Origin of the sequence: Roseateles sp. (genome assembly GCF_036486225.1) — a bacterium.
In the GTDB taxonomy this organism is placed as follows: Bacteria; Pseudomonadota; Gammaproteobacteria; order Burkholderiales; family Burkholderiaceae_C; genus Roseateles.
This window is the reverse complement of the sequence record NZ_DASVNZ010000155.1, coordinates 1-22,952: the sequence shown is the minus strand read 5'-3', so window position 1 is coordinate 22,952 and position 22,952 is coordinate 1. Positions and strand designations below refer to the sequence as shown.

At 69.7% G+C, this 22,952-nt stretch carries 20 protein-coding genes; 8 read left to right on the top strand and 12 right to left on the bottom strand.

Annotated features, from left to right (window positions below; all coding sequences use genetic code 11):
• Positions 1 to 1,352: P-loop NTPase fold protein (locus VF536_RS10790; RefSeq protein ID WP_331614847.1), on the top strand; the 1,352-nt coding region annotated here is incomplete at its 5' end.
• A 33-nt stretch (positions 1,353 to 1,385) separates the two neighbouring features.
• Here the strand turns inward: VF536_RS10790 and VF536_RS10785 are convergent.
• The 4 genes from VF536_RS10785 to VF536_RS10770 form a co-directional block, all read right to left on the bottom strand.
• On the bottom strand, positions 1,386 to 2,057 hold the full coding sequence (locus VF536_RS10785; protein WP_331614846.1) for a chitosanase: 672 nt from the start codon (positions 2,055 to 2,057) through the stop codon (positions 1,386 to 1,388).
• 536 nt (positions 2,058 to 2,593) lie between these two features.
• Positions 2,594 to 4,144, bottom strand: a complete 1,551-nt coding sequence (locus VF536_RS10780) for a 3-deoxy-D-arabino-heptulosonate 7-phosphate synthase (RefSeq protein ID WP_331614845.1) — start codon at positions 4,142 to 4,144, stop codon at positions 2,594 to 2,596.
• Positions 4,141 to 5,496, bottom strand: a complete 1,356-nt coding sequence (gene chrA / locus VF536_RS10775; protein WP_331614844.1) for a chromate efflux transporter — start codon at positions 5,494 to 5,496, stop codon at positions 4,141 to 4,143. Before chrA ends, VF536_RS10780 begins: the two co-directional genes overlap by 4 nt.
• Positions 5,497 to 5,626: 130 nt before the next feature.
• Complete coding sequence (locus VF536_RS10770) at positions 5,627 to 6,892, bottom strand: NADH:flavin oxidoreductase/NADH oxidase family protein (RefSeq protein ID WP_331614843.1); 1,266 nt, start codon at positions 6,890 to 6,892, stop codon at positions 5,627 to 5,629.
• Positions 6,893 to 7,003: 111 nt separating this feature from the next.
• Here VF536_RS10770 and VF536_RS10765 point away from each other — a divergent pair, with 111 nt between their 5' ends.
• On the top strand, positions 7,004 to 7,429 hold the full coding sequence (locus tag VF536_RS10765) for a MerR family transcriptional regulator (RefSeq protein ID WP_331614842.1): 426 nt from the start codon (positions 7,004 to 7,006) through the stop codon (positions 7,427 to 7,429).
• A gap of 50 nt (positions 7,430 to 7,479) precedes the next feature.
• On the top strand, positions 7,480 to 7,959 hold the full coding sequence (locus VF536_RS10760) for a DUF5329 domain-containing protein (RefSeq protein ID WP_331614841.1): 480 nt from the start codon (positions 7,480 to 7,482) through the stop codon (positions 7,957 to 7,959).
• Between the two features lie 13 nt (positions 7,960 to 7,972).
• Here VF536_RS10760 and ampC read toward each other — a convergent pair whose 3' ends face one another.
• Positions 7,973 to 9,181, bottom strand: coding sequence for a class C beta-lactamase (gene ampC / locus VF536_RS10755; protein ID WP_331614840.1), 1,209 nt, complete (start codon positions 9,179 to 9,181; stop codon positions 7,973 to 7,975).
• A 154-nt stretch (positions 9,182 to 9,335) separates the two neighbouring features.
• Positions 9,336 to 10,493, bottom strand: a complete 1,158-nt coding sequence (locus tag VF536_RS10750) for an esterase-like activity of phytase family protein (RefSeq protein ID WP_331614839.1) — start codon at positions 10,491 to 10,493, stop codon at positions 9,336 to 9,338.
• 233 nt (positions 10,494 to 10,726) lie between these two features.
• Between VF536_RS10750 and VF536_RS10745 the strand changes: the two genes are divergently transcribed.
• The gene (locus tag VF536_RS10745; RefSeq protein ID WP_331614838.1) at positions 10,727 to 11,158 is read left to right on the top strand and encodes a hypothetical protein; all 432 of its coding nucleotides are present in this window, start codon (positions 10,727 to 10,729) and stop codon (positions 11,156 to 11,158) included.
• A 32-nt stretch (positions 11,159 to 11,190) separates the two neighbouring features.
• On the opposite strand, the gene VF536_RS10740 is transcribed toward VF536_RS10745, so the two are convergent.
• Positions 11,191 to 13,074 carry a DUF2235 domain-containing protein gene (locus VF536_RS10740; RefSeq protein WP_331614837.1) on the bottom strand — a complete coding sequence of 628 codons (1,884 nt, stop codon included), beginning with the start codon at positions 13,072 to 13,074 and terminating at the stop codon, positions 11,191 to 11,193.
• Positions 13,075 to 13,391: 317 nt separating this feature from the next.
• Between VF536_RS10740 and VF536_RS10735 the strand changes: the two genes are divergently transcribed.
• Together VF536_RS10735 and VF536_RS10730 are read left to right on the top strand one after the other, a co-directional pair.
• A complete protein-coding gene (locus VF536_RS10735) occupies positions 13,392 to 15,323 on the top strand; it encodes a diguanylate cyclase domain-containing protein (RefSeq protein WP_331614836.1) in 1,932 nt (643 codons plus the stop codon).
• 121 nt (positions 15,324 to 15,444) lie between these two features.
• Entirely contained in the window at positions 15,445 to 16,272 is an 828-nt protein-coding gene (locus VF536_RS10730; protein WP_331614835.1) for a hypothetical protein, read from the top strand.
• 72 nt (positions 16,273 to 16,344) lie between these two features.
• Here VF536_RS10730 and VF536_RS10725 read toward each other — a convergent pair whose 3' ends face one another.
• The 3 genes from VF536_RS10725 to VF536_RS10715 are packed head-to-tail and all read right to left on the bottom strand — an operon-like array spanning position 16,345 to position 17,764.
• Complete coding sequence (locus VF536_RS10725; protein WP_331614834.1) at positions 16,345 to 16,623, bottom strand: hypothetical protein; 279 nt, start codon at positions 16,621 to 16,623, stop codon at positions 16,345 to 16,347.
• Positions 16,620 to 17,021 carry a nuclear transport factor 2 family protein gene (locus VF536_RS10720; RefSeq protein ID WP_331614833.1) on the bottom strand — a complete coding sequence of 134 codons (402 nt, stop codon included), beginning with the start codon at positions 17,019 to 17,021 and terminating at the stop codon, positions 16,620 to 16,622. Before VF536_RS10720 ends, VF536_RS10725 begins: the two co-directional genes overlap by 4 nt.
• A gap of 11 nt (positions 17,022 to 17,032) precedes the next feature.
• A complete protein-coding gene (locus VF536_RS10715) occupies positions 17,033 to 17,764 on the bottom strand; it encodes an ATP-grasp domain-containing protein (RefSeq protein ID WP_331614832.1) in 732 nt (243 codons plus the stop codon).
• Between the two features lie 145 nt (positions 17,765 to 17,909).
• Here VF536_RS10715 and VF536_RS10710 point away from each other — a divergent pair, with 145 nt between their 5' ends.
• The gene (locus VF536_RS10710; protein ID WP_331614831.1) at positions 17,910 to 18,245 is read left to right on the top strand and encodes a YciI family protein; all 336 of its coding nucleotides are present in this window, start codon (positions 17,910 to 17,912) and stop codon (positions 18,243 to 18,245) included.
• 97 nt (positions 18,246 to 18,342) lie between these two features.
• Positions 18,343 to 18,714: a YciI family protein gene (locus VF536_RS10705; RefSeq protein WP_331614848.1), complete on the top strand. Its 372-nt coding sequence runs from the start codon at positions 18,343 to 18,345 to the stop codon at positions 18,712 to 18,714.
• A gap of 37 nt (positions 18,715 to 18,751) precedes the next feature.
• Here the strand turns inward: VF536_RS10705 and VF536_RS10700 are convergent, their stop codons facing one another.
• Together VF536_RS10700 and VF536_RS10695 are read right to left on the bottom strand one after the other, a co-directional pair.
• Positions 18,752 to 21,688, bottom strand: a complete 2,937-nt coding sequence (locus tag VF536_RS10700) for a hypothetical protein (RefSeq protein WP_331614830.1) — start codon at positions 21,686 to 21,688, stop codon at positions 18,752 to 18,754.
• Positions 21,689 to 21,700: 12 nt separating this feature from the next.
• A partial coding sequence (locus tag VF536_RS10695; RefSeq protein ID WP_331614829.1) for a cell wall hydrolase occupies positions 21,701 to 22,952 on the bottom strand: 1,252 nt, incomplete at its 5' end.

Sequence of the window (22,952 nt, the reverse complement as noted above, 5' to 3'; positions counted from 1 at the left end):
TCCGCACGCGTTTCGCCGAGCAGTTCGGGGAGGTCTCCCAGGCCTTGCCCGAGCGCGTCGTCGTCGTCATCGACGATCTGGACCGCTGCCGGCCCGAGGCGGTGCTGGAGATCATGGAGGCGGTGAACTTCCTGACCTCGTCGGGACAGTGCTTCGTGCTCTTCGGCATGGCGACCGACAAGGTGCAGGCGGCGCTGGCGATCGCGTTCGAGCGCATCGCCAAGGAGCTGGCGAGCGGCGCCAGCGGCGCCGACGGCGAGAAGGATCCGGAGGCCGCCGCGCGCCAGCAGCGCCGCCACTATGCGGCCAACTACCTGCAGAAGCTGATCAACCTCGAGATCAAGGTGCCGACCGAGCAGTCGTACGAGGCGTGGCGGCTGCTGACGGACGATCCGGCGATGGCGGTGGCCCCGTCGTGGCGCGGTCAGGCGATGGACGGGCTGCGCCGTCATGCGATGTGGCTGGCGCTGGCAGCGGCCATCGCGGTCGGCGTGAGCCTGGGGGTGCTGCTGCGTCCGGGCGCGCCGCAGGATGAGCGCGCGGCGGTACTCGCGCCGCTGACTGCCTCATCGTCGCCCGGGCCCTCGGCGGCGCCGGCGGCCAGCGTGCCGTCCGGGGCCGCCTCCTTCCCTGGGCAATCAGCGTCCGACCCCACACTGGCCTGGGGCGCATCGCCGGCCCAGTCGCCGACCCGGGTGCTGGTGCAGTCCGGCCGGGTGAGTCATGCGGACGAATGGATCGCCGCGGTGGTGCTGGTCGTCGGCGCGGCGCTGGCGGGGCTGCTGCTGTGGCGTGCCGCGAGCCGGCGCCATCGCGAGGCGACGGATTCGAAGGACTTCCGCGATGCGCTCAAGGTCTGGACCGAGCTCGTCCGAGAGTCCGCGCATACGCCGCGCGCGGTGAAGCGCTTCGGCAACAAGCTGCGCTACTTCGAGATGCTGCAGCAAGGCGAGGAACGCGATCGCACGCTGCTCGACGACCTCAGGGCGCGGCTGCGCCGCTTCACCGCGAGGGGCCAGGCCTCCGACTCGACAGGCGACATGCCTCGTGCAGAACCGAATCGACGGATCGCTGCGCCGCAGCTGGTGGCGCTGGGCGCGTTGCACGAAGTGTTCGGGGCCGAATGGCTCGACCATCAGCTGACTGACGCAGAACGCTACTTGCCCTCAGTGAGGGATCAGGTGTTTGCCAACCAGGTCATCGACGAGCACATGGCGCTGTTTTCCACCGACTGGCCTCCCAGCCGCGAAGAGATGGAGACCTTCGCCCGCCTCCTCGACGGCATCCGCATGCCCGGCGAGTCGGAGGAACTCGACATGCGCGGCCCCGCCCGTCGTTCCGATGTGAAGTGACCGGCCGCCGGCCCGCCGCGGCGCTGGCGCGCCTCAGTCGATGTGGAAGTCGTCCTTGTAGACCTGCCAGCGCAACGGCGTGTTCAGGTCCAGGTTGCCGGCCTTCAACCAGACGCGCTGCGCCGTGTCCACGCGTGAGGTGTCCTCGTGCGCCGCTTCCTTCTTCATGGCCGCCACGCGGGCGTCCAGGAAGGCGTTCAGGTACACGGTCTCGTCGCCGCCTTGCGCGGGCGTCCTGGCCTTGGCCATCGCCGCCTTGCGGATCCCGCCGAAGCTGTCGCTGCTGTTGCCCGGGCCGTGCATCACGATGGCGTCGTAGTAGGCGAACTGACCGAGCGCCCGCAGACCGTCGGCCTTGGCCTGACTCACGGCGGGATTGAAGTAGACGGTGTCGCGCTCCGCATCCTGCGCCTGCTGGAACACGGGATCCTTCGCGGCCGCGGCCCAATCCGCCTTGAAGTCGGGATCCAGGCCGGCGTGCGATGCGCTGCCGTTCACCTGCTTCAGCGCGGTCAGATATTTCGCCAGCACGTTGCCGGGCGAGCGCATCGCGTAATCCTGGACCAGCTCCAGCATGTCGCCGGTGCCCGAGCAGAAGCCAATGATGCCGGCCGTGTAGCCGCGTCCGTCCTTGATGTCCTGGATGTAGGCGTACTGCGCGCGCCAGTCCAGCGAGCTGTTCTCCGCGCTGGAGACGATCTGCATCGCGATGTCCTTCTTGCGGGCGTCGGACAGGTCGGCGGAAGACGGCCCAGGCGGTGGTGCAGGAGCTGGCGCAGGTGCAGGAGCAGGTGCAGGTGCAGGTGCAGGTGCAGGTGCAGGTGCAGGTGCAGGTGCAGGTGCAGGTGCAGGTGCCGGCGACGGGGCGGGCGACGGGGCGGGCGATGGCGCCGGTGCCGGTGCTGGCGACGGGGCAGGTGCTGGCGCGGGAGACGGCGACGGTGCGGGCGAGGGCGAGGGCGACGAGGGGTTGTTCGACACCGGAGATCCGGACTCGTTGCTGGAGCCGCCTCCGCCGCATGCGGAGAGCGCCACGGTCAGTGACAGGAGGGCAAGGTGGCGGCGGTTCTTCACGGAGCGGTCCGGTCAATGGAATGGGCGCGGATTCTTGCCGCCCGACTCGCCGGCAGGTGTTCCGGACTGCGACCAAATGAAAAAGGTCAGTCTTCCGCGGAGGCCTCCGAGCGCGTCGAAGTCCGATGGCTGCTGCGTTCCCGCGTCAGGACCTGTTGTTTGCCCGACTACCTCGAAGCGGGTAGTCCGCAGGAGTCGATCGCCACGACGGCCGCCTGCAGGTCGCGCGGATGGACCATCAGCTTGCGCACCGCGCGCAAGGTCACGTACTGGCGCAGCACCGCGGTGAAGGCGGGCGCTTCCAGCAGCAGGCGCCACACCGGACTCAGCAGTTGCGGATCGGCCGGCGCGCCGTCTTCGAGCAACACGGCGAAGTCCAGGCTGGCTTCGGCGGACAGCAGTTGCATGCGGCTCGCCGCGTTGAGCAGGCGCGGCGCGCGTTCCTCTGCGCCGTCGCAGCAATACAGCACGGCGCGCGCGAGGTCGCCTTCCTCGGTGGGCAGCGCGCTCAGCGAAGCGCCGCGCAGGCGGACCTCGCCGTCGTTCGAGGCGAACGCGTAGGTCGTGTCGATGTCGGCCTGCGCGAGCAGGCGCAGGCCGCGCAGGAGTCGGGGCAGGTCGGTGGTCGCCGCGTCCGGCGAGGCCTTGGCCTCGACGAGCAGGCAGAGATCCCAGTCCCCGCCGACATCGCCGTCGCCGTCGTGACGGCGCAGCAGCGCCACGTCCCACTCGCTCTTCGCGCGCTGAGCGTCGCCGGGGAAGGAGGGCGGGATCCGCAGCGAGGTCGCGACGCGGTAGCGCGGCGCTCCGGCCTCGGCGTTCATGCGGCTGACAAGCGCGCCGAGCGCCTCGGTGGCCAGCGCCTCCACCGCGTCGCCGCGATGCTGGGCGCCGGCGCCGCTGGCGGCGGCCCGCTCGCTGCCCGCGGCAGGGCCGCGACGCTCCCAGAGAGCGCGATAACGCACCACGAGCGCCTCCGGGGTCAACGCGTCGAAACGCTGCAGGCGGGCCAGCGCGGCTTCGCCGGACAGGCGCTCCAGGCCACGATGAAGCGCGGGTTCCGCGCGTACGTCGGGGTTCTCGCGCAGCGGGGCGATGAGCTCGGACACCCGCGTCCAGTCGCTCGCGTCGGACGCGGCGTGAAGCACAAGGAGCGCCTCGCGCGTCGGCCCGGGCGATCGGCGCTGCGTCTTCTCGGGATGCGCGAGCGCGTTGACCGCGGCGCGGACTGCGCGGCGATCGCGGTCGATGTGGGCGCTGAGCGAGGCGTATTCGCGCACCTCCGGCGAGCGGTGGCGCAGGACCATGGCCTGGAAGGCGGGATCGCCGCAGCCATCGCCGCCGCCACCGTCTCCGTGACTGCCGCCATTGCCGCCCCCATCGGCACTGCGATCGTCGCCGCGCTCCTGGAGCGGGCGCATCGCCTCCGCGATCAATCGGGCGAGTGCGTCCAGGAAGAGCGTTCGGACGGCATCCGCCGGGGTCGATCCGGCGGCCAGCGCCGCACGCGCGTGCTCGATGGCGACGGACAGCCCGGTCGCGGGGCCGCGAACGCGCGCATCGTCCAGACCTGCTGGCAACGCCGGCGCACGGTAGCGACGGACCGTCCGCCTCAGCGCATGATCGAGCAGCGGTGCCAGCAGCGGCTCCGGCAGCGATGACGCGGGCTGCGCCGAACCGGGCGTGGCGTGGGACGGGGGGATCGTCGACCTGTTCATGCGCCCACCGCCATCGACCACGCCAGCCCGATCGCCCCACAGGCGCCGAGCACGGGCAGCACGCCCCACTTGAAGCGGAACAGCGCGACCGCCGCGCCTGTGGCGATCAGCGCGGCCACGACGTCGATGCGACCGTGCGGTCCTCCGTACCAGAACACGTGTCCCGCGAAGAAGCAGGCGAGGTTGACGATCACGCCGACGACCGCGGCGGTGACCGCAGTGAGGGGCGCGGTCAGGCGCAGGTTGCCGTGCGTCGATTCGATCAGCGGTCCGCCGGCGAGCACGAAGACGAAGGACGGCAGGAAGGTGAAGAAGGTGACCACGGCGGCTGCGACGGCGCCGGCGAGGAAGGGCGCATCGGTCCCGAAGGGAAGGGTGTTCCAGCCGCCCATGAAGCCGACGAAGGCCACCACCATGATCAGCGGGCCGGGCGTGGTCTCGCCGAGCGCCAGTCCGTCGATCATCTGCGGCCCGCTGAGCCAGTGGTGCTGGTCGACGGCGCCCTGGACCACGTAGGGCAGCACGGCGTAGGCGCCGCCGAAGGTCATCAGCGCGGCCTTCGTGAAGAAGCCGCCCATGCGCGTCAGCACACCGTCGGCGCCGTGCACCAGCGTCAGGGTGCCCATCGCGACGACCCACAATGCGAGGCCCGCGCCGACCACGCCCAGCAGCCGGCGCCGCGTGAAGCGCGCATGCGGTGGCGTGGGCGTGTCGTCGTCGATGAGCGCGGGGCCGTCGCCGGGCCGCGCCGCGTGTGAGCCGGCGCCGCCGGAGAAAGCGGCCGGCGCGAAGCGCCCACCGAGGACGCCGATGACGGCGGCCGTCACCACGATCAGCGGGAAGGGCGTGCCGAAGGCGAAGATCGCGACGAAGGCCGCGACCGCGATGGCCCACAACCAGCCGTTCTTCAGGACGCGCCCGCCGATGCGATGCGCCGCATGCAGCACGATCGCCGTCACGGCGGGCTTGACGCCGTAGAACAACCCCGCGACGACCGGCTGGGTGCCGAAGGCGGCGTAGATCCACGACAGCGCGACCAGGATGAGCAGCGACGGCAGCACGAACAGGCCGCCCGCGACCAGTCCGCCCCAGCTGCGATGCATCAGCCAGCCGATGTAGGTGGCGAGCTGCTGGGCCTCCGGGCCGGGCAGCAGCATGCAGTAGTTGAGGGCGTGCAGGAAGCGCCGTTCGCTGATCCAGCGCCGCCGCTCGACGAGCTCGGCATGCATGATCGCGATCTGTCCGGCCGGGCCGCCGAAGCTGATGAATCCCAGCTTCAGCCAGAAACGGAAGGCTTCCCGGAATCCGACCGCGGGGGGCCGTTCCGGCGGACTGGCAGCAGGGCGCGTCATGCGGGGATCGGGTGGCGGAAGGAGGGGCGCGAGGACCGGACGATGGCAACGGAGTGTGCCTCATCGCCTCATTGCCGCATCGCCTCATCCGTCGAGGTCTCGTCAGTCGGCCCGTCCGATGATCCGTCGTCTATCGTCGCTGCGTCGCGGTCTCCTGCCGCCACCGCAGGTATCGCCGCGTGAGCCGCGACGCCCGCCACTGGTCCAGCACCAGCGTGACGAACGGCGAGACGTGGCGGGTCGGCGCGATGCCCGCGGCCATGCGCCGCAGCTGACGCCGGGCCAGCGCCATCGCCGCCAGGCTGCCGATCGCCTTGTTCTTCCAGTTCACCGCAATGGGCTCGGCCACCGCTTCCGCCGTGGTCCATCGCGCGGGCAGATCCGGCGCGTAGGCGAGGGCGGTCCCCAGGCCCACCACCGCCACGCCGCTCGCGAGCACCTGCTGGGCGATGGCGCGTCGCCGGATGCCGCCGGTCGTCATCACCGGCATGTGCGCGAGCCGTGCCAGGTCTTGCGCGAATTCGAGGAAATACGCTTCGCGCCCCAGCGTGCGGCCATCCGCGGTGCGCCCTTGCATCGCCGGGCTCTCGTAGCTGCCGCCGGACAGCTCCAGCAGATCGATGCCTTCGGCGTTGAGCAGGCCGATCACCGCGCGCGCGTCGGCTTCATCGAAGCCGCCGCGCTGGAAGTCGGCGCTGTTGAGCTTGACCGCGACGGCGAAGTCCCGACCGGCGACCGCCTTGACGGCGCGCACGACCTCGATGAGCAGCCGGGCGCGATGCGCGATCGGACCGCCGTAACCGTCCTCGCGGCGGTTGGCCAGCGGCGACAGGAATTGCGAGAGCAGGTAGCCATGCGCCGCGTGGATCTGCACGCCGTCGAAGCCGGCCTCGCGGGCGGCGCGCGCGGTGTCGGCGAAGCGGCGGACGATGGCGGCGATCTCCGCCCCGGTCAGCGCGCGGACCGGCGCGAAGAGCTTGCCGTGCTTGCCCATCTCCAGGGCGACCTCGGACGGCGCGAAGCCCGGATTGCCCAGCGCCGCGAACACCTGCCGGCCCGGGTGGTTGATCTGCATCCAGATCCGCGCGCCGCCGGCATGCGCCGTGTGCGCCGCGCGGGCCCAGGCTTGGTAAGGCGCGAGCGGCGTACCGGCTTCGAGCACCAAGCCGCCGGGGCCGGTCAACGCGTCGGGCGCCACCATCACGTTGCCGGTGATGAGCAGGCCGGCGCCGCCTTCGGCCCAGCGACGGTAGAGCTGCTGGCTGCCGATGCCGGGCAGTTGGCCCGGCTCGGCCAGCGCTTCCTCCATCGCGGCCTTCGCGATGCGGTTCTTCAGCGTCTGGCCGTTGGGCAGGACGAGCGGGTCATGGAGGGCGGGCGTCGAATCGGTCGGCATGGTCCGGGCTTGAGTTCAGGAATGCGCTCAGCGTAAGCTTCAAGCTGACTTGAAGGTCAAGCGCTTTTGGGCGCCTTTGAGCGCCCTTGAGCGCATTGGATGGAGACGAGGATGCGCATCGGGGAACTGGCGAAACGGATCGGGATCAAGGCCTCGGCGATCCGGTTCTACGAGGCCAGCGGGCTGCTGCCGGAAGGCGCGCGCGGGCTCAACGGCTACCGCGACTACGGCACGGACGCGCTGGAGCGGCTGCAGGTCATCCAGCTCGCGCAGCGCTTGGGGTTCTCGCTGGACAGCCTGAGACAGGTGTTCGCGCAAGGCGACGGGCAGGTGCCGAAGGAACTCGTGCTCGCCAGCCTGCAGCAGCGGCGCGAGGAGATCGCCCGCATGCGCATCGAGCTCGACGCGCAGGACGCGGAACTGCGGCGCCTCACCCAGGCCTTCACCGAAGGCTGGTCGCGCGGCGACTGCCTGGAGGCGAATGGCTTTGTCGCGGCGCAGCTCGACCGTGCCGCGCCGGTGGGGAAGAAGGCCTGATCGCGCCGCATGGCAACATCGCGGCTCCGAATCGACGTCCGCCATTGCCCATGCGTGCCTCCCCGTTGCCGATCCTGCTCGCCACCGCTTTCACGGCTTTCACGGCTTTCGCCGCCTTTGTCGCCGTGCCGACGGCCGCCTGGGCCGACCCGCTGCCGCCGGCCGCGAAGGCCGAGGTCAAGGCCTTGCTCGACAAGCTCATCGCGTCGTCGTGCGAGTTCAACCGCAACGGCGACTGGTATTCGGCGGCCGAGGCGAAGTCCCACCTCGAGCGCAAGCTGAAGTACCTCGAGGACAAGAACCTCGTGAAGACCGCCGGTCAGTTCATCGATCTCGCCGCCTCGAAGAGCAGCATGAGCGGCAAGCCCTACCTGGTGCGCTGCGGCGGCGCGGCACCGGTGAACGGCGGGAACTGGCTGAGGTTGCAGTTGATGGGGATCCAAGGCGTGCAGGCGACCGGTCTGCCGCCGGCGTCGGCGTCTTCAGCGACGACGCCGCCGCCGACGTCGTCGTCTTCGCCCGCCCGATGAGGATGGGGCCGGCTCAGCGCGCCTCGTTCGCCTGCAGGCGCTGCAGGATCGCGTAGGCCGCATCCACGCGCTCGGGGATAGGCCAGCTCCGGTTGCCCAGCAGCACGACGCCGATATGCTGCGTCGGCACGAACACCACGTAAGCGCCGAAGCCGCGCGTCGAGCCGGTCTTGTTGAACAGCCTCGGCCCCGCCGGCGTGTGGTCCAGCGGCTTGACCGCCGTGGTCACGCGCCCGAGCGCGTTGCCCGCCTGGAGCTGCGCCAGCGGCACCGGCCACGGGTACTGCTCCCAGCCCAGACCCTGCGTCATGCCGTCGACCTGGAAGTGGCCGACGTGCGTGGCTTCGACGGCCTGGCGGGTCGTTGTGGCCAGGCCGCTGGGGTCGATGTTGAGCTGCATGAAGCGGACCAGGTTCGCCGCGGTCGTCTTGATGCCGTAGGACTCCGCGTCGAAGGCGCCCGGCGAGACGCGCACCGCGACGTCCTTGGCATCGGCCTGGCGGTCGTCCTTGTCGTAGCCCGTGGCGTAGTCGGGCATTGCCGCTTTCGGCACGCGCAGGTAGGTCTCGCGCAGGCCGAGCTTGGGCAGCAGGTCGGCCTCGACCGCGTCCGCGTAGTCACGCCCCGTCGCCGCGGCGGCCGCGCGGCCGAACAGGCCGATGCTCGGATTCGAATAGCGCCGCTTCTCGCCCGGCGCGAAGTCGGGCTTCCACTGCTGGAGGTAACGCATCAGCGAGGCCTCGTCGGTCACCGCGTCCGGCACCTGCAGCGTCAGACCGCCGGCCGTGTAGGTGACGAGGTGCAGCAGCGTCGCGCGGTCGATCGGATGCCCCTTCAGCGCGGGCAGGAAGCGGCTGGGGTGGTCCGACAGCCGCAGCTTGCCTTCCACCAGTGCCTTGGCGCCGAAGGTCGCGTTGAAGGTCTTGCTGACGGAGCCGACCTCGAACAGCGTCCTGTCGTCCACCGGCTTGCCGGACTCCTTCGACGCGACGCCGTAGTTGAAGACGAAGGACTTGCCGCCGACCGTCACGCCCACGGCCATGCCGGGGATGTCGTTCTTCGCCATCATCGGGCGGACCGCCGCGTCGACGGCCGCGCGGATGGCCGCGGCGTCGGATGCCGCATCGGGGGCGGCCTGCGCGGAGAAGAGCGTCAGGCCGGCAGCGGCGAGTGCCGCCCGTCGTGTCGTCGATCGCGCCGTGGCGCGTGAAATCCCATGCATCGGTGAAACCTCGTCGGAGTCGTTGGATCAGTCCGCGCGAGTGGCGCGGCGTTCATCCTGGACCTTAGAGGCTGGCACCGTTCGCTGAAGGCCAAAGGCGCGTTACGGCCGATCGCCGTAACGCGCCGTGCGGCCCCGTCGCCGTCGCGTCAGTTCAAGGCTGGATCTCGAAGACCAGCATCTGGTTGCGGTCCGTCGCCGAATCCGCGGCGGGGAAGTTGTCGTCGGCGACGACGACCAGGCTGCGCTTGCCGTTGGGCAGCCTGGGCCCGAAGGTCATGCCCTCGAGGTTGGCGATGCCGCCGAGCTGCGTCTTCAACGTCTCGAAGTCCAGCACCAGCTTCTTGGTCACCGGCGTCGCGCCGGCCAGCGAGGTCGCCGTCAGCACGTTGGTGGCGGCGGCGGTGTCGATCTCGTAGAGCCGGACCTGGTTGCCGACCACGCCGACCGAGAAGCTGCGCTCCAGCACCAGGAAACGCGTCGCCGACAGCGCCAGGATCTCCGTCGGACCGTTGACCGTGAACTGGTCCGCCGGCACCGGCGTCGCCTGCACCTTCTCGATCGGATAGACGTACTGCGCGTTGGCCGCGCCGCTCGCGCGGTCGAAGCGCGTCAGGCGCGAGGCGCTGCCCACCGTCGTCGTCGGCGCGGCGCCGTCCTGGATCAGCGCGCCTTCCATCAGCACCCAGGCCGACTGGGTGTCCGGCGAGAAGGTCAGGCCTTCGAAGACCAGGTTGCCGCGCGGGCCGGTCTCCTGCGCGCTCATCTGGAACATCGCGGGCAGGGTGTACTCGCGCACATGGGTGCCCTGCGGCGTGATCTCGCGGATGAAGGGATTGATCACGCGCGGTGGGGCGCTGGTCAGCGTGCGGTCGCCCTCGCTGAGCCAGACCCAGTTGCCGTTGACCGGATCGATGCGCACCGATTCCGGATCGGCGACCTTCGCGTCCGGCACCTTGGGATAGACGCTGCCGTCCGGCTGTTTCATCGTCACCACGCCGGTGAAGCTCACCGCGCTGAATGTGGTCGCGTCGAAGGTCAGCCTGGCCGTGTAGAGGCGCGGCGCGCCGGCGGAGTCCGTCGTCGTGCGGTCGTCGCTGATGAACACGTAGGTGTCGGTCTTGGGGTCGTAGTCGACGCCGGACAGGCCGCCGACGACGGTGCCCGCGTAGTCCATCCGCCGCGGCAGCACCTGCTGGCCGATCAGGCGCAGGCTGGAGACGGTGATGTTGTTGTTGCTGTTGATCGGTTCGCCGGCGTCGTCGCTGCCGCCGCAGGCGGCCAGGGTTGCCGTCGCGAGCAGCAGCGGCACCAGGACCCTCGTTCCGGTCGGTGGGGTGCGACGGCGCAAGCGGGAGAGGGAGCAAGTGGAGAGGCGTTGGAAGGAGAGCGTCGAGGGGAGGGACATGACAGCGATCGAGGTCGTGATGCGTGTCATGTTCGTTGCGCAAGGTTGCGCGGAGGTGACAAGCCGTGGCTATCATGCGCACCCGCCGCGTCGAATCATTTCGAAACAGAAGGCCGGCGATTCAGGGAGAAGAAGTCATGCGAGCCGTGCTGCTCATCATTGTTGTCGCCGTCCTGGGTGTCGTCGGCTGGAAGAAACGCGACGAGATCCCGTTCCTGCGCGACGCCGCCCGTGAGGTCGAGCGCCAGGCCGGCAAGGTCGAGGTGCCCAAGATCCGTTTCGACAATGACCCGCCCGCGACCGCGGACGGTCCGCCGGCGAGGCCGGCGCTCGGCGGCCCGCGCCGTTGCCTGGTCAACGGCAGCGTGCTCTACACCAACGATGCCTGCCCGGCCGGCAGCACCGAACAGCAGGTCAAGGGCGGCACCATCACCGTCATGCCGGCCTACAAGGCGCCGCCAGCGCCCGAGTCGGCCAGCTCCGGCATCCCCAACGCCCGCGACCTGCTCAAGCCCAAGGGCGGTACGCTGAAGGAGCAGGCCCAGGAAAGGGCAATGGAAGGCCTCTGAGGCTTTTCAGGCGTCGGGGGAGTGCCGCAGGGTCAGGTCTTGCGCCCGACCTTGCCGACCGTCTTGACCGGCAGCACCGCCAGCAGCGTGCGTCCCACGCCGAAGACGACGATGCCCAGGCCCCACGCGAGCAGCTTCACCAACGAGCAGGCGCTCATCACCAGCAGCGCCACGCCCGCGAGGCGGGGCATGCCGAGCGTGTCGATCGCGACCGCGGCCAGCGTCGACAGGTCCTCCAGCGCGTCGGCGCCGAAGGCCAGCGCCGGCAGCCAGCCGATGGCCAGCAGCAGCCGCGACCGGGACTCGCCCGGGCGGCGCCATCCCGCCATCCACGTGAACACGCGCGAGGCGAGCCGCGACAGCAGGTAGGCCGCCGACAGCAGGAAGAGCAGGTCCCACGCGAGGCCCCAGAAGATGCCCGCGCGGTTCTGGCGTATCCATTCGAGGTGATCGGGCCAGCCGTGGATCAGGACGTGGACCAGGAAACCCGCCTGGTGGCGCGCGAATTCCCACGGCGCTGCCGCGCAGCGCATCAGGCATTCCCACCAGCCGCCCGGCGCCGGCAGCCTCGACTGCAGGAAGGGCAGCTGCTGCAGGTTCCAGCCGGAGATCAGCAGGGTCACCGCGAGGGCGACGACCGCGAACAGCAGCCACGGCAGCGACCGCCGTTCGTCCCAGACGCTGGGGCCCTGGAACGGGGCCGGCGGGGACTGGGGCAGCACGTCGACCGGGATCTTCTGCTTGCCCTTGGGGATGCGCACGATCTCCGTCGACATGCGCCGCACCGTCATGCCGGCGAGCGCCCAGAGCGGCGTGTCGTGGAGCGCATCGTGACGCAGCGGCAGATGGCCCGCGAAGGGCTCGGGCAGCGGCATGCCGAAGGCGTCGCTGCCGGCGGGCAGGCTGGACAGCGGCGGGACGCCGAGCTCCTGCGCCACCTCGTTGACCATCCAGACCATGGAGGCGTCCGGCAATCCGGTCCGGCCATGGGGATAGCGACGGCTTTCCTCCGAGGCCGCCGGATAACTGCCGCCGACGTCGCAATGCACGCCCGGGAACCAGAGCTGGCGCAGGGTGCGCGTGATCGGGCGGTTGAAGCGGTCGACCGCCGGCAGGTCCACGCGGCTGGGCGAGTCGTAGACCCGCGGCAGGAAGGGCCAGCGGTGCTCGTCGAAGGCCAGCGCGTGGCGGACGTTGAGCATGTGCTTCTTGTCGGCGAAGGTCGCCGTGGCCGGGTTGTCGCGCGAGCCGAACGGCGGCAGGCCGACCGATTCCACGGTGTCCCAGACGCCGACCCAGAAGACGTCCGCCGGACGCGCGAAGTTGCGCCGGACCTGCTCGGCGAGCCGGTTGCGCGTGGCCGCGGTCGCTTCCTCGCCGCCCTGCGCGCCGCGCGCGCCTTCCTGGCCCGGCCTCGCGAAGCCGCGGTGCAGGGCGCGGGCCAGCGCGCGCTGCCAGTTCTTGCGGCCCTGCGCCTGTTCCTCGATCGGCGGCTGCGAGAAGTAGATCCGCACCAGCGTCGGGATCAGCTCCTCGTGCTCGGGACGCAGGATGCCGAAGAGGTTGACCATGCCGACGATCGCGCGCGCGGTGAAGGCGCCGCGCGAGAAGCCGAAGCAGAAGATGCGGTCGTCGATGCGCTCGTCGAAATGGCGCATCAGGAAGCGGTAGCCCTCGCCGATGTTGTCGTAGACGCCCTGGCCCGAAGCCAGACCGGCGATGCGCGCCCAGCGGCGCTTGATTAGGTCGATGAGGCCGGTGGGCGGTGCGGCGTCGGGCGAGCCGACGCCGGGGTCGTAGTACAGCAGCGAGGCTATGGTCGGGCGCTGGCTGCGCAGGTAGCCGAACAGCTTCAGGACGTTGGTGTCCTCGATCCCGCCGGTCAGCGTGTTGTTCGTGCCGTCGCAGAACAGCACGAGGTTGCGTTGTCTGAGATCGGCGCCTGTGCCTGTGTCTCTGCCTGTGCCTGTGCCTGTGCCTGCGTCCATGCTCGTCTCCCCCGCTGTGCTTCTTCTGCCGAAAGGCGAAGGCTAGGCCGGATGGGCGCGGCGGTCATCCCCGAATGAAGGGACTCGGCGGACACGGGTTTCCCCGGCGTCGCCGACCGGGGTGGCGCGTCAGTAGACTGGTTGCGCGCAGGCACGATCGGGCCGCGCGGAAACAGGTGCAGGGAGATGTGCCGGGACAGAGGGGAAGCCCCGCCCGCGGCGTCCACGCTGAGGCACCATCGGTCATGCCGCTCTCCGATCCGCAACTCTTCGTCGACGGCGCCGCGCGCCGCCGGCGCCGCATGACGGCCTGGCTGATCGGCGCCGACCTCACCGTCGCACTGGTGCTGGGCGCGCTGGTGGCGCATGTGCTGCACACCTCCCATCGCGCCTACGCGGCGCAGGCCCGCGATGTGTCCGAGGGCCTGGCCGCCGTCGCGCAACTCAACGTATCCGCCGAGATGGGGCACGTCGACGCGATCCTGCGCGCGACCGCCGGCGAGATGGAACGGCTGCTCGACGTGCCTGATGCCGTGCATGGTGCCGCGCCTGGTGCCGTGCCGGGTGCCGCTCCGGACGCGGTGCTGAACGAGGTCCTGCATGCGCGCTTCAAGCTGCTGCACGGCATCGACGCCTTCCGCGCCGCCGACGCCGCCGGCGTGGTGCGATGGGGCACGCAGCTGCCCGCCGGGGCGCCCGCGCGCATCACCGACCGCGACTACTTCATCGCCGCGCGCGATCTGTCCAAGCCCGTGACGCAAGTCAGCGGTCCCTTGGTCTCGCGCGTGTCGGGCCGTTGGGTGATCGGCTTCGGACGGCCGCTGGTGGTGCGGGAGCGTTTCGCGGGATTCCTCTACGTGACCGTGGGCGTCGATCATTTCCGGCACCTCTTCGAGCGCTACGACCTCGCGCCGCTCGACGCGATGACGCTGCGCCGCGACGACCTGCGGCTGGTCGCGCGCATGGCGCCGGGCAGCCCGTCGCAGGGCCAGGTCGGCGACACGCAGGTCACGGACAAGCTGCGGGAGATGCTGGCCGCGCAGCCGCGCCAGGGGACCTTCGTGTCCATCGTGCCCTTCGACGGGCAGGACCGCACCACCGCGTACCGCGCGCTGGACGACTGGCCCTTCGTCGTCTACGCCGGCGTGAACAACGATCGCTTCTTCCTGCCCTGGCGCCAGCAGGCCTGGACGGTGGCGTCGCTGGCGGCGCTGGCCTGGCTGCTGGTGGCGTTGGCGACCTGGCAGGTCCATCGCGCCACGCGGCGGCAGGACCGGGCGATGCAGGCGCTGGCCGAGCAGGGCCGGCGCATCCAGGCGCTGCAGCATGAGCAGTCGGCCATGCTCGACAGCGACCTGGTCGGCATGGCGCGGATCGCGCGCCGCACGATCACCTGGCGCAACCGGGCGGTGGAGCGGCTGCTCGGCTACGGGCCCGGCGAGCTGCAGGACATGCCGGCGCGCGTCTTCTACTGGGACGACGAGCAGTACGAGGAGGTGGGCCGGCAGGTCTACACGGCGGTGGCCGAGCATGGCTACTACCGCTCGCAGATCCGGATGCGCAGCAAGACCGGCGAGGCGGTGTGGGTGGACTTCGGCGCGGTGCCCCTGTCGGACACCGAGGTCTTCGCGATGGCGGTCGACATCACGGCGATGAAGGCCGCGCATGAAGACCTGGCGCACGCGGCCTTCCACGATGCGCTGACGCAGCTGCCCAACCGCGTGCTGCTGTACGACCGGATCGAGCAGGCGCTGGCGATGGCGCGGCGCGAGCGCAAGCAGGTGGCCGTCTGCTACGTGGACCTGGACGGTTTCAAGGCGGTCAACGACGCGCAAGGGCACGATGCCGGCGATCAGCTGCTGCAGACGGTGGCGGCGCGTCTGACGGCGAGCATCCGTCCGCTGGACACGGCGGCGCGGCTGGGCGGCGACGAGTTCGTGCTGGTCCTGACCTGCGTTGAGGACGGGGAATGGCGGGCGGTGCTGGCGCGCGTCGTCGACGCGATCGGCGAGCTGATCGTGCTGTCGTCCGGGGCGACAGTGACCGTGGGCGTGACCGTGGGCGTCGCGGTGTTCTCGCCGGACGACGCGGCCGGCGCGCATGAACTCATCGAGCGCGCGGACCACGAGATGCTGCGCGGGAAGCGGGATGGGAAGGGGCGGGTGAGGGCGGGGTGAAGCTGACCTGCGCGGCCACGTAGGGTGATCGCGGAGTCGAACGGTCGGGGAATGGTGTCAACATGCCGCCGCCGTTCCGGCTTTCGCCTTCCGACTTCCGACCTCCGACACCTGTCCTCCGATGATTCGATTCTTCGCGCTCCTCCTTGCCGCGGTCTGCCTGTCGGGCTGCGATTCGTCCGCCCTGTTCGACAGCCTCGTTCCGAAAGAGGAGTCGAAGATCGCGCAGGACGTCGTCGCGAAGGTCGCCGCGCGCGACTTCGCGGCGATCGACGCGGCGATGGATCCCGCGCAACGGCCGCCCAACCTGCAGGAGGCGCTCGAGAAGATGGCGGTCATGGTGCCGGCGGGGACGCCCAAGTCCGTGAAGGTGGTCGGGACGAACACCATGCGCAGTTCGGCGGCGACGACCTATCACCTCACCTATGAGTACGAGTACCCGTCCGGCTGGCTGGTGGCGGCCGTGCTGCTGGAGCGGCGCGACGACAAGCTGCTGCTGCAGGGCATCAACTTCGTGCCGCGGACCCAGTCGCTCGAGTCGGAGAACAGCTTCACCTTTGCGGGCAAGGGCCCGCTGCATTACGTCGTGCTGGTGCTGGCGGTCGCGATTCCGCTTTTCGTGATCTACGCGCTGGTGCTCTGCTTCCGGACCCGGTTCGCGAAGCGCAAGTGGCTGTGGGTGCTGTTCGTCGGCGTGGGGTTGATGCAGTTCAACTTCAACTGGGCGTCGGGCGCCTGGAACGTGCAACCGGTCAGCTTCGTGCTGCTGGGCCTGGGGGTCGTGAAGTCAGGACCGGTGGCGCCGTGGGTGGTGACGCTGGGTGTGCCGTTCGGGGCGATCATCTTCCTCATCCGTCGGCGGGAACTGCAACGTCTGGCCGCGGAGGCCGCTGAATCCTCTGAGGCTGCAAAGGTGGCGCCAGCGCCGCTGCCACAGCCGCCGCAGTAGGTCGCGATCACTCGCGGCACTGCTCGGCGTTGCGCTGCAGGTGTCAGCGGCGTCTGGATCTGCGTCGCGCATTCAGCCAGGACCGCATCGAGACAAGTCCGATGCCGCCTGCGATCGCCCCGGCCCAGAACCAGAGCCAGAACCATCGGCCTCGTGCGGCTTCGGCCGGCCGACGTGGATACGGAATCCGGAGAGCCGATCCCGCGTGTAGAGCGCCTGCCTGTCGGCGATGACACCGCTGATGAATTGCAGTTCCTTCGGCGGCCGCGCGTCCATCATGAAGGTCATCGCGAAGAGCAGCGCGGACAGCGCCAGGCTCACGACGGGGACGGCGGTGGAGCGTGCCTTCATGGGGTGGCGGGCGGGACGGCGGTCGCCTTGGACCAGACAGCCATCCATCCGGTCGCACGGCGTTCGTAGACGTCCATGTGCCAGCAATCGACCACCTTGCCGGACGGGAAGCTCAGACGGGCGCGATAGCGGATGACCGCGAGATCCTCGGACGCGCGGACTCGCATGTCGCTGTGTTCCCAGCCTGTGTAGAAGGGTGCTTCGGCGATCAGCGCGAGGTACTCGTCGCGGCGGAAGAGTCGGCCCGCGGGCGTGATGAGCTCGTACTCCGGCGCGTGCAACGACTCGATCATCGCCATGTCTCGATCAACGATGGCGCGGGTGCGGCGGATCTCCAACGCGGGGAAGAAATCGTCGGGGGCGAGAGCGTCGGCGAGGGCCGCGGTGGCGTGGCGCATCGTAGGAAGGCTCAAGCCTTGACGCCGGCATGCCGGATGACTTCCAGGACCGCGGAGGGCTCGCAGCCGTAGATGCCTGCTCCCCAGGCCGCGTTCTGTTCAACACAGGCCCAACCTTGTCCCTGGATGAATCCGACATCCACGACGGTGGCCCGCGGAAGATCGACTCGCGAATCAGCGAGAAGTTCCGCGAGGAATCCCTTGACCTGTTCGTCTTCTGTTGGCGTGCTGACGAAGTCCGCGTCGCGTTGGAGTTCTCCATGTCGCGAGTAGACCGAGTAAGTCCGCAGCGCCCGATCCAGGATGAAGCATCGGAACTCCTTCTCCCAGGTGACCACCTCGGAGACAAGGACGGGCATGTCATCCGGATATTCGTTCGGGAGCTCGGAGCCGGCGTAGACGCCTGCGGGAAAGCTCTTGTCATTCGGTGGCTTCACGAACGCGGCCGAGCTGTTCTGCTTTGCCTCGCCCAAGGTGGTGAGCGAGATCGTTCGCAACTTGTAGAGCATGGGCAGCCGGACGAGCCAGTCTTCCGGGGGGTTGAGGAGCTGGAGCCCGAGTTCCTCGGCGAGCGTGGGTCCGAAAAGGGCTTCCCCATAAAGGACCGGATCAGGAAGCTCACGCAAGTGATCCGGAACGCGCCACGTCGTGAGGCGTTCGACACGCCAGCCCAGCGAGCCTGCCGCCTTCCAGAGCGCCTGGGAATCGTCGGTGTACCTTGGAGTGAATATCAGCGTCGGCATTCTGGAACGGCTTCCTTGATGACATGAGACATGGCCAATGCCTGATCGTGTCGGCGGAGTTTAGTGTCGGCCAGCCATGGCACCTTGCTTGCTCCCATGTCCAGCATCCGGATCAACCGGGTGCTTCACGCTCAAGGAGACGTCAATGGCAAAGTTCATCACCGTGGGTTACGGCGACGAGGCCGGATACCAGCAGACCGATGCCGCCCTGCGCGACGCGGCGCATGCGCACGACGCGAAGCTCAAGGCCGGCGGCGCCTTGATCGGCATCGCCGGTGCTCCCGTGCAGGTCCGCAACCCGGACGACTCGGGCGTGCAGACGACGTCGGGCGCGTACCTGCACAGCACCTTGCCGATCGCCGGCTTCGCCGTGATCGAGGCGAAAGACATGCAGGAGGCGATCGAGATGGTGTCGAAGACGCCTTGCGCCGTGGCGCACGGCGTCGTGGAGATCTGGCCGCTGCAGGAAGCTCCGCAGTGACGATGACCGGACCCTGCGGCAAGATTTCCGCGGGACCGTGTCGATTTCCGATCCGCTGCTTCGTCGTCAGTGCATCACCATCCTCAAAGGACTTCCCTTGAAATACCTCGGCCTCGCCTACTTCACCCCTGAAGCATTCGCCAAGATGGCGCCTGAAGACGTCAAGGCGCTGGTGAGCCAATGCCCGCCGCTCGACGAGAAGATGCGCGCCACGGGCAAGGTGCTGGTGTCCGCGTCGCTCGGCGATCTGGAGGGATGGAAAACGCTTCGTCCGAGCGGAGGAAAGACGCACGTGACGGACGGGCCTTACACCGAAGCGAAAGAGGTCGTCGGCGGCCTGTTCATCATCGAGGCGGACAGCGAAGAAGAGGCGCTGAGCATCGCTTCGATGCATCCGGCCGCGACGCTGGGAGAGGCGGGGGGATGGGCCGTGGAGCTGATTCCGATGGACTTCTACCTGAGCCGCTGAGCCCCCGAGGCCCCCAGAGGCTGCGAGACGCAGGCGCTCAGACGATGCTGGTCGTCCGCCAGGGCGACAGGCTCACCCGGGTGCCGCCGAACTGGTTGCCGCCCAGCATCCAGAACGTGCCGGTTTTCAGATCGACGTCGAACACGAAGCCGACGTGATGCGTCTTGTCGTTGCCGTTGACATCGACCACGACCACATCGCCCGCTTGCAAGGTCCTCGTTCCATTGGCGGTCGTGACCTGCCAGGTGTCGGTGGCCTGAGGCAGGCCGGTCGGCCGCGGCCACGTGGTCCAGTCCTTCCAATGGACCGCGCGCTGAGGCGTGTGAGGGAACGAGAACCCGTTGCTGAGCGTGCCGGGGACGATCGGTTGTCCGCTCTGCACAGGCTGGGGCTCCGTCGTGACGGTGACGGGGTCGGGGACGGCGCCTGGGTCTTTGGACAGCGTCGAGTAGCGATGCTTGAGCACCCAGATGACGAAGGCGCCGCACCAGGGGGTGTCGTCGCCGCTGTCCCCCAGGCCGGTCGCCGAGGCGTCGAGGTACTCGCAGATGCGCGCATTGCTGGTGGCGCGGGAGCTTCCCTTGAGCTCCGTCTGTCCCAACTCGCCAAGGGCCACGTCCAGCCAGGGCGCGGTGGCGATGCGCGGCAGCGGCGGCTGGCTGGTGTCGAGCATGGCGACGCGCAGCGCGTCGTCCATGTTGTCGAACTGCTCGGGCCGTGACTCGGCGTCCTCGAAGATCGGCGCCTTGTGGTCCTGCGTCGTCCCCGACTTGAAGCGGTAGAGCACGGTCAGCGCGCGCAGCTCATCGGTGAACCGCGTTTCGTCGGCAGGCACGCGGCCCGGGAAAACAAGCCGGGTGCCGAGCGCCGCACCCAGCTTCGGCGCTCCGTCGAACAGGCGACCCCGCTGGACCGCGCTGCCGGGCAGCGCGCCGTTCACCGGGCCGGCCTGCAGCGGCGGGCGACCCATCAGCAGGGTGTAGCTGGCCAGCGTCAGCTTGTCGGCGCCGGTGGCTTTCAGGATCTCGGCGCGGGTCGCGGCGTCGAAGCCGCCGGTGGAGGGCTGGATGTTGAGCTTCTGCTTGACCGACTGCAGCTCCCGCGCGGTCAGTTGTTCCTCGAAGTCGCCGACCGCGCCTTCATTGGCCGCGAGCACGCCCGGCCGGGTCACCGGGACCGCGGCCGTCGTGCCGGCCGCCACCACCGTGCTGCCGCCCGCGGCCAGCATGGGCAAGGTCATCGTGCCCGCGCCCTTGAGCTTGTCCTTCGCCGCGTCGCGCACCGCGCCGGCATTGCGCAGCTTGACCCACTGGGCCAGCGTGTCGAAGAGGATGGGCGCACCCAGCGAGATGAAGAGGGCGGAGACGGCCAGGCCCACCAGCCAGAAGACCCAGGAGGCCGGCTTCGCCACCAGGGTCATGGCACCGATGCCCAGCTTGGGCTGCGCGGGCAGGATGAAATCGCCGCAGAGCCTCGATTCCAGATAACCCCTGTCCCGGTTGAAGGCCTGTGTCTGCGCTTCCTTGGGCCAGGTGTTGACGGCGATGGTCACCGAGGTGGCATCGCTCGCCTTGATCGTGATGGGCGCCACGTGCGCGTCGGCGCCGGACAGCGTGTCGCGCCCCTCGACGGTACGGACCTGGCAGAACTGCTGACGCACGTTGGCGCCCGTGTAGCCGATGGGCAGGCGGTTCATCAGGTCCTGCTCGCGCAGCACGCAGGCCTGCATGTTGGCCGTGTTGGCGGCGGGCCGCGCCGCGCAGCGCTGGAAGGCTTCGGGGTCGAGCAGGAAGAGGCGTCGCAGGCCGCCTTGCAAGTCGTTGCTCCGCAGGATGCTCAGCAACGCGGACTTGCTCTCCTCCAGCGCCTTGCCCGCGTCCTGCATCACGCGGCGCGTCTCCACCCGGCTGCTGGCGGTGCTGGCCGCGCGGACCCAGGCCGACACGTGGGAGAGGCAGGTATAGGCCTCGCGCAGCTCCTTGGGAATGTCGGTCTCTTCCTCCTTCACCCGGTTGATGGCCTGCTCCAGCGGCGGCAGCAGCGCCGGCAGGATGCTGACCCAGGTGTCGCTGTTGGAGACGTACCGGCCTTCCTTCGCGTTCGCAGAGAACGTGTGCGTCTCCAGGGGGCACACCTTGTCGACCTCCGTCATGTAGTAGCCGAAGCGCGCGATGGCCGGGTCCTTGAAGTAGGCCTCGCTCAGTTGCGCATTGGCGTCCACCAGCTTGGCGATCGCGCGCACCGCGGGATCCTGAGCAGGGTCGGCGGGCGGCACGACGGGCTTGTTGTCGTCGCCGGTGCGCTGTTGCAGCAGCAGTTCCGACAGGTTGCCCAGGCCCTGTCGCAGCTCGTTGTCCGCGCCCAGGGTGTTGACCATGTTGGCGGTGTCCACGTTCAGGACCAGGCACAGGAGGAAGGCGATCCGCAGCCCGGCCACGCTGCTGTTGCGCTTGTACCAGCCGGAGGCGCGGTCGCCGATGTCGGAGAACCACAGCGCCAGCGCCGTCTCGAAGGCGGGCCAGTTGCTGTCGGCCGCCGGGATCAGGGCGCGCAGGCCGTTGAGGTAGGCGTGCTTCGGGTCGGTCTCCTTGACGTTCTTCAGGATCGAATCCATGAAGGCCAACGGCGACAGCGTTTCCGTGGAAGGCGCCTTGCCGCTGGGGTTGAGCGTCATCAGCAGGGCGCGCACGAAGGTGTCGGGCGGCACGGAGGAGGGGCCGGTCGCCCGCGAGAACCAGCCCGCGGGCTTGGACGTGTCGCTCTTGGTCAAGGCCAGCAGCAGCGGGTTGGCCAGGACGCGTTCCTTCAGCGTCTTGTCGTTGCCGCAGGCCTGCAGCAGCAGTTCGTGCATGTTGCGCACGCGACCGCGGAGGAAGCCGCCGTGCACACCTTCCTGCACCCGCATCAGCAGCAGCGCCATCGCGATGTAGACCAGCAGCAGGCCGATGACCACCTCGATCAGAAGATTCTCCATGGCCCCGCTCCCTCACCTGACGTTGTTGTAGAACTCATGCCGCCCGATGACGGCGCAGGGCTGCTTGTCCAGCAGCCAGTCCGGTCGCAGCGACGCGGGCAGGGTCGTGGCCACGTAGTGTTTGGCGCCCAGGGTCGGATCGGCGACCCGGCCTTCCAACGAGGCCGGCGTCAAGGCATCGGCCGCCGTTGCCAGGGCGTCCTTGAAATCGGGATCGTGGGCGTTCCTGTCCAGCCGCAGCATCTGGGCGCGGTTGGGGTCGTCCGCGTTCCAGCAGCTGAACTGCGCGGGATCGAGGCAGACCTCCGTCACGGTCTTGCGCCCGCGGTAACCGGCGCGCCACCGGTTGATGACGACCCGGGCCACCGCCTGCATGCCCACCACGCCTTCGCCACGCGCCTCGCCCCAGAGCGTGCGCGCCAGCACGAGTTCGTCGCCCGCGTCGGCCGGACTGTCCGCCGCCCGGCCCGCCGGCGCGACGGCGCCGCGCCGTGTCGGCCAGTCCGCGGCCGTCACCGTGGCCGGGTCCGTGCGCGTGAAGGCCTTGACGCTGTACCAGTCCAGCGCCGGACGCACCCGCGCCATCACGGCGTTGGCCTGCGCGGCGCGGCCGCTCTCGATGGCGCCGACGTGCATGCCCAGCAGCGTGTCGCCGGCAGCCCAGAGGGCGCCGCCGCTGTCGCCGGACTGGGTCGCGCCGTCGGTGGCGTAGCTGATGCCGTCCTTGAGGAAATAGTCGACCGCGTCCTCCCCGCCGGCCCCGACCTCGCCCGACCAGTGGCCGCAGAGCCGCCCATCCAGCGGGCCGTCGATGCGGCGCAACGACACGGGGAGATCGGTCTGCACGTCGTCGCTGAGCCCGCTGGGCAGCCAGGCGGCGTCCAGCGCCAGCAGTTCCCGCAAGGCGTCGCCGCCGACCTCCACCAGGGCGGCGTCGAGCTCGCTGGGCAGGCAGCCCGGGCCCAGCGCCGGCTGCCATTCGCTCAGGGAGGCGTCCAGCGAGGCGGCCGCCGGGATGCCGATGCGCACGGCATCGCCGAAGCGGGCCGCGCTGTCCGGCGCCACCACGTGGCCGCAGGTGAGCAGGAAGCAACGCTCGGGGTTGAGCCGGTCCCGCACCAGGGCGGTGGCCGTGCCGTCCTCCCGCGTGCGCCACAGCGTCAGGCGGGGCGGCCGGCGCTGCGCCTGCACCGGCGCCTCGCGCAGGGGCTTGAGCGCGAGCCCGCACAGGGACGCCGGCAGCACGCGGGCGCTGACGCCGTCC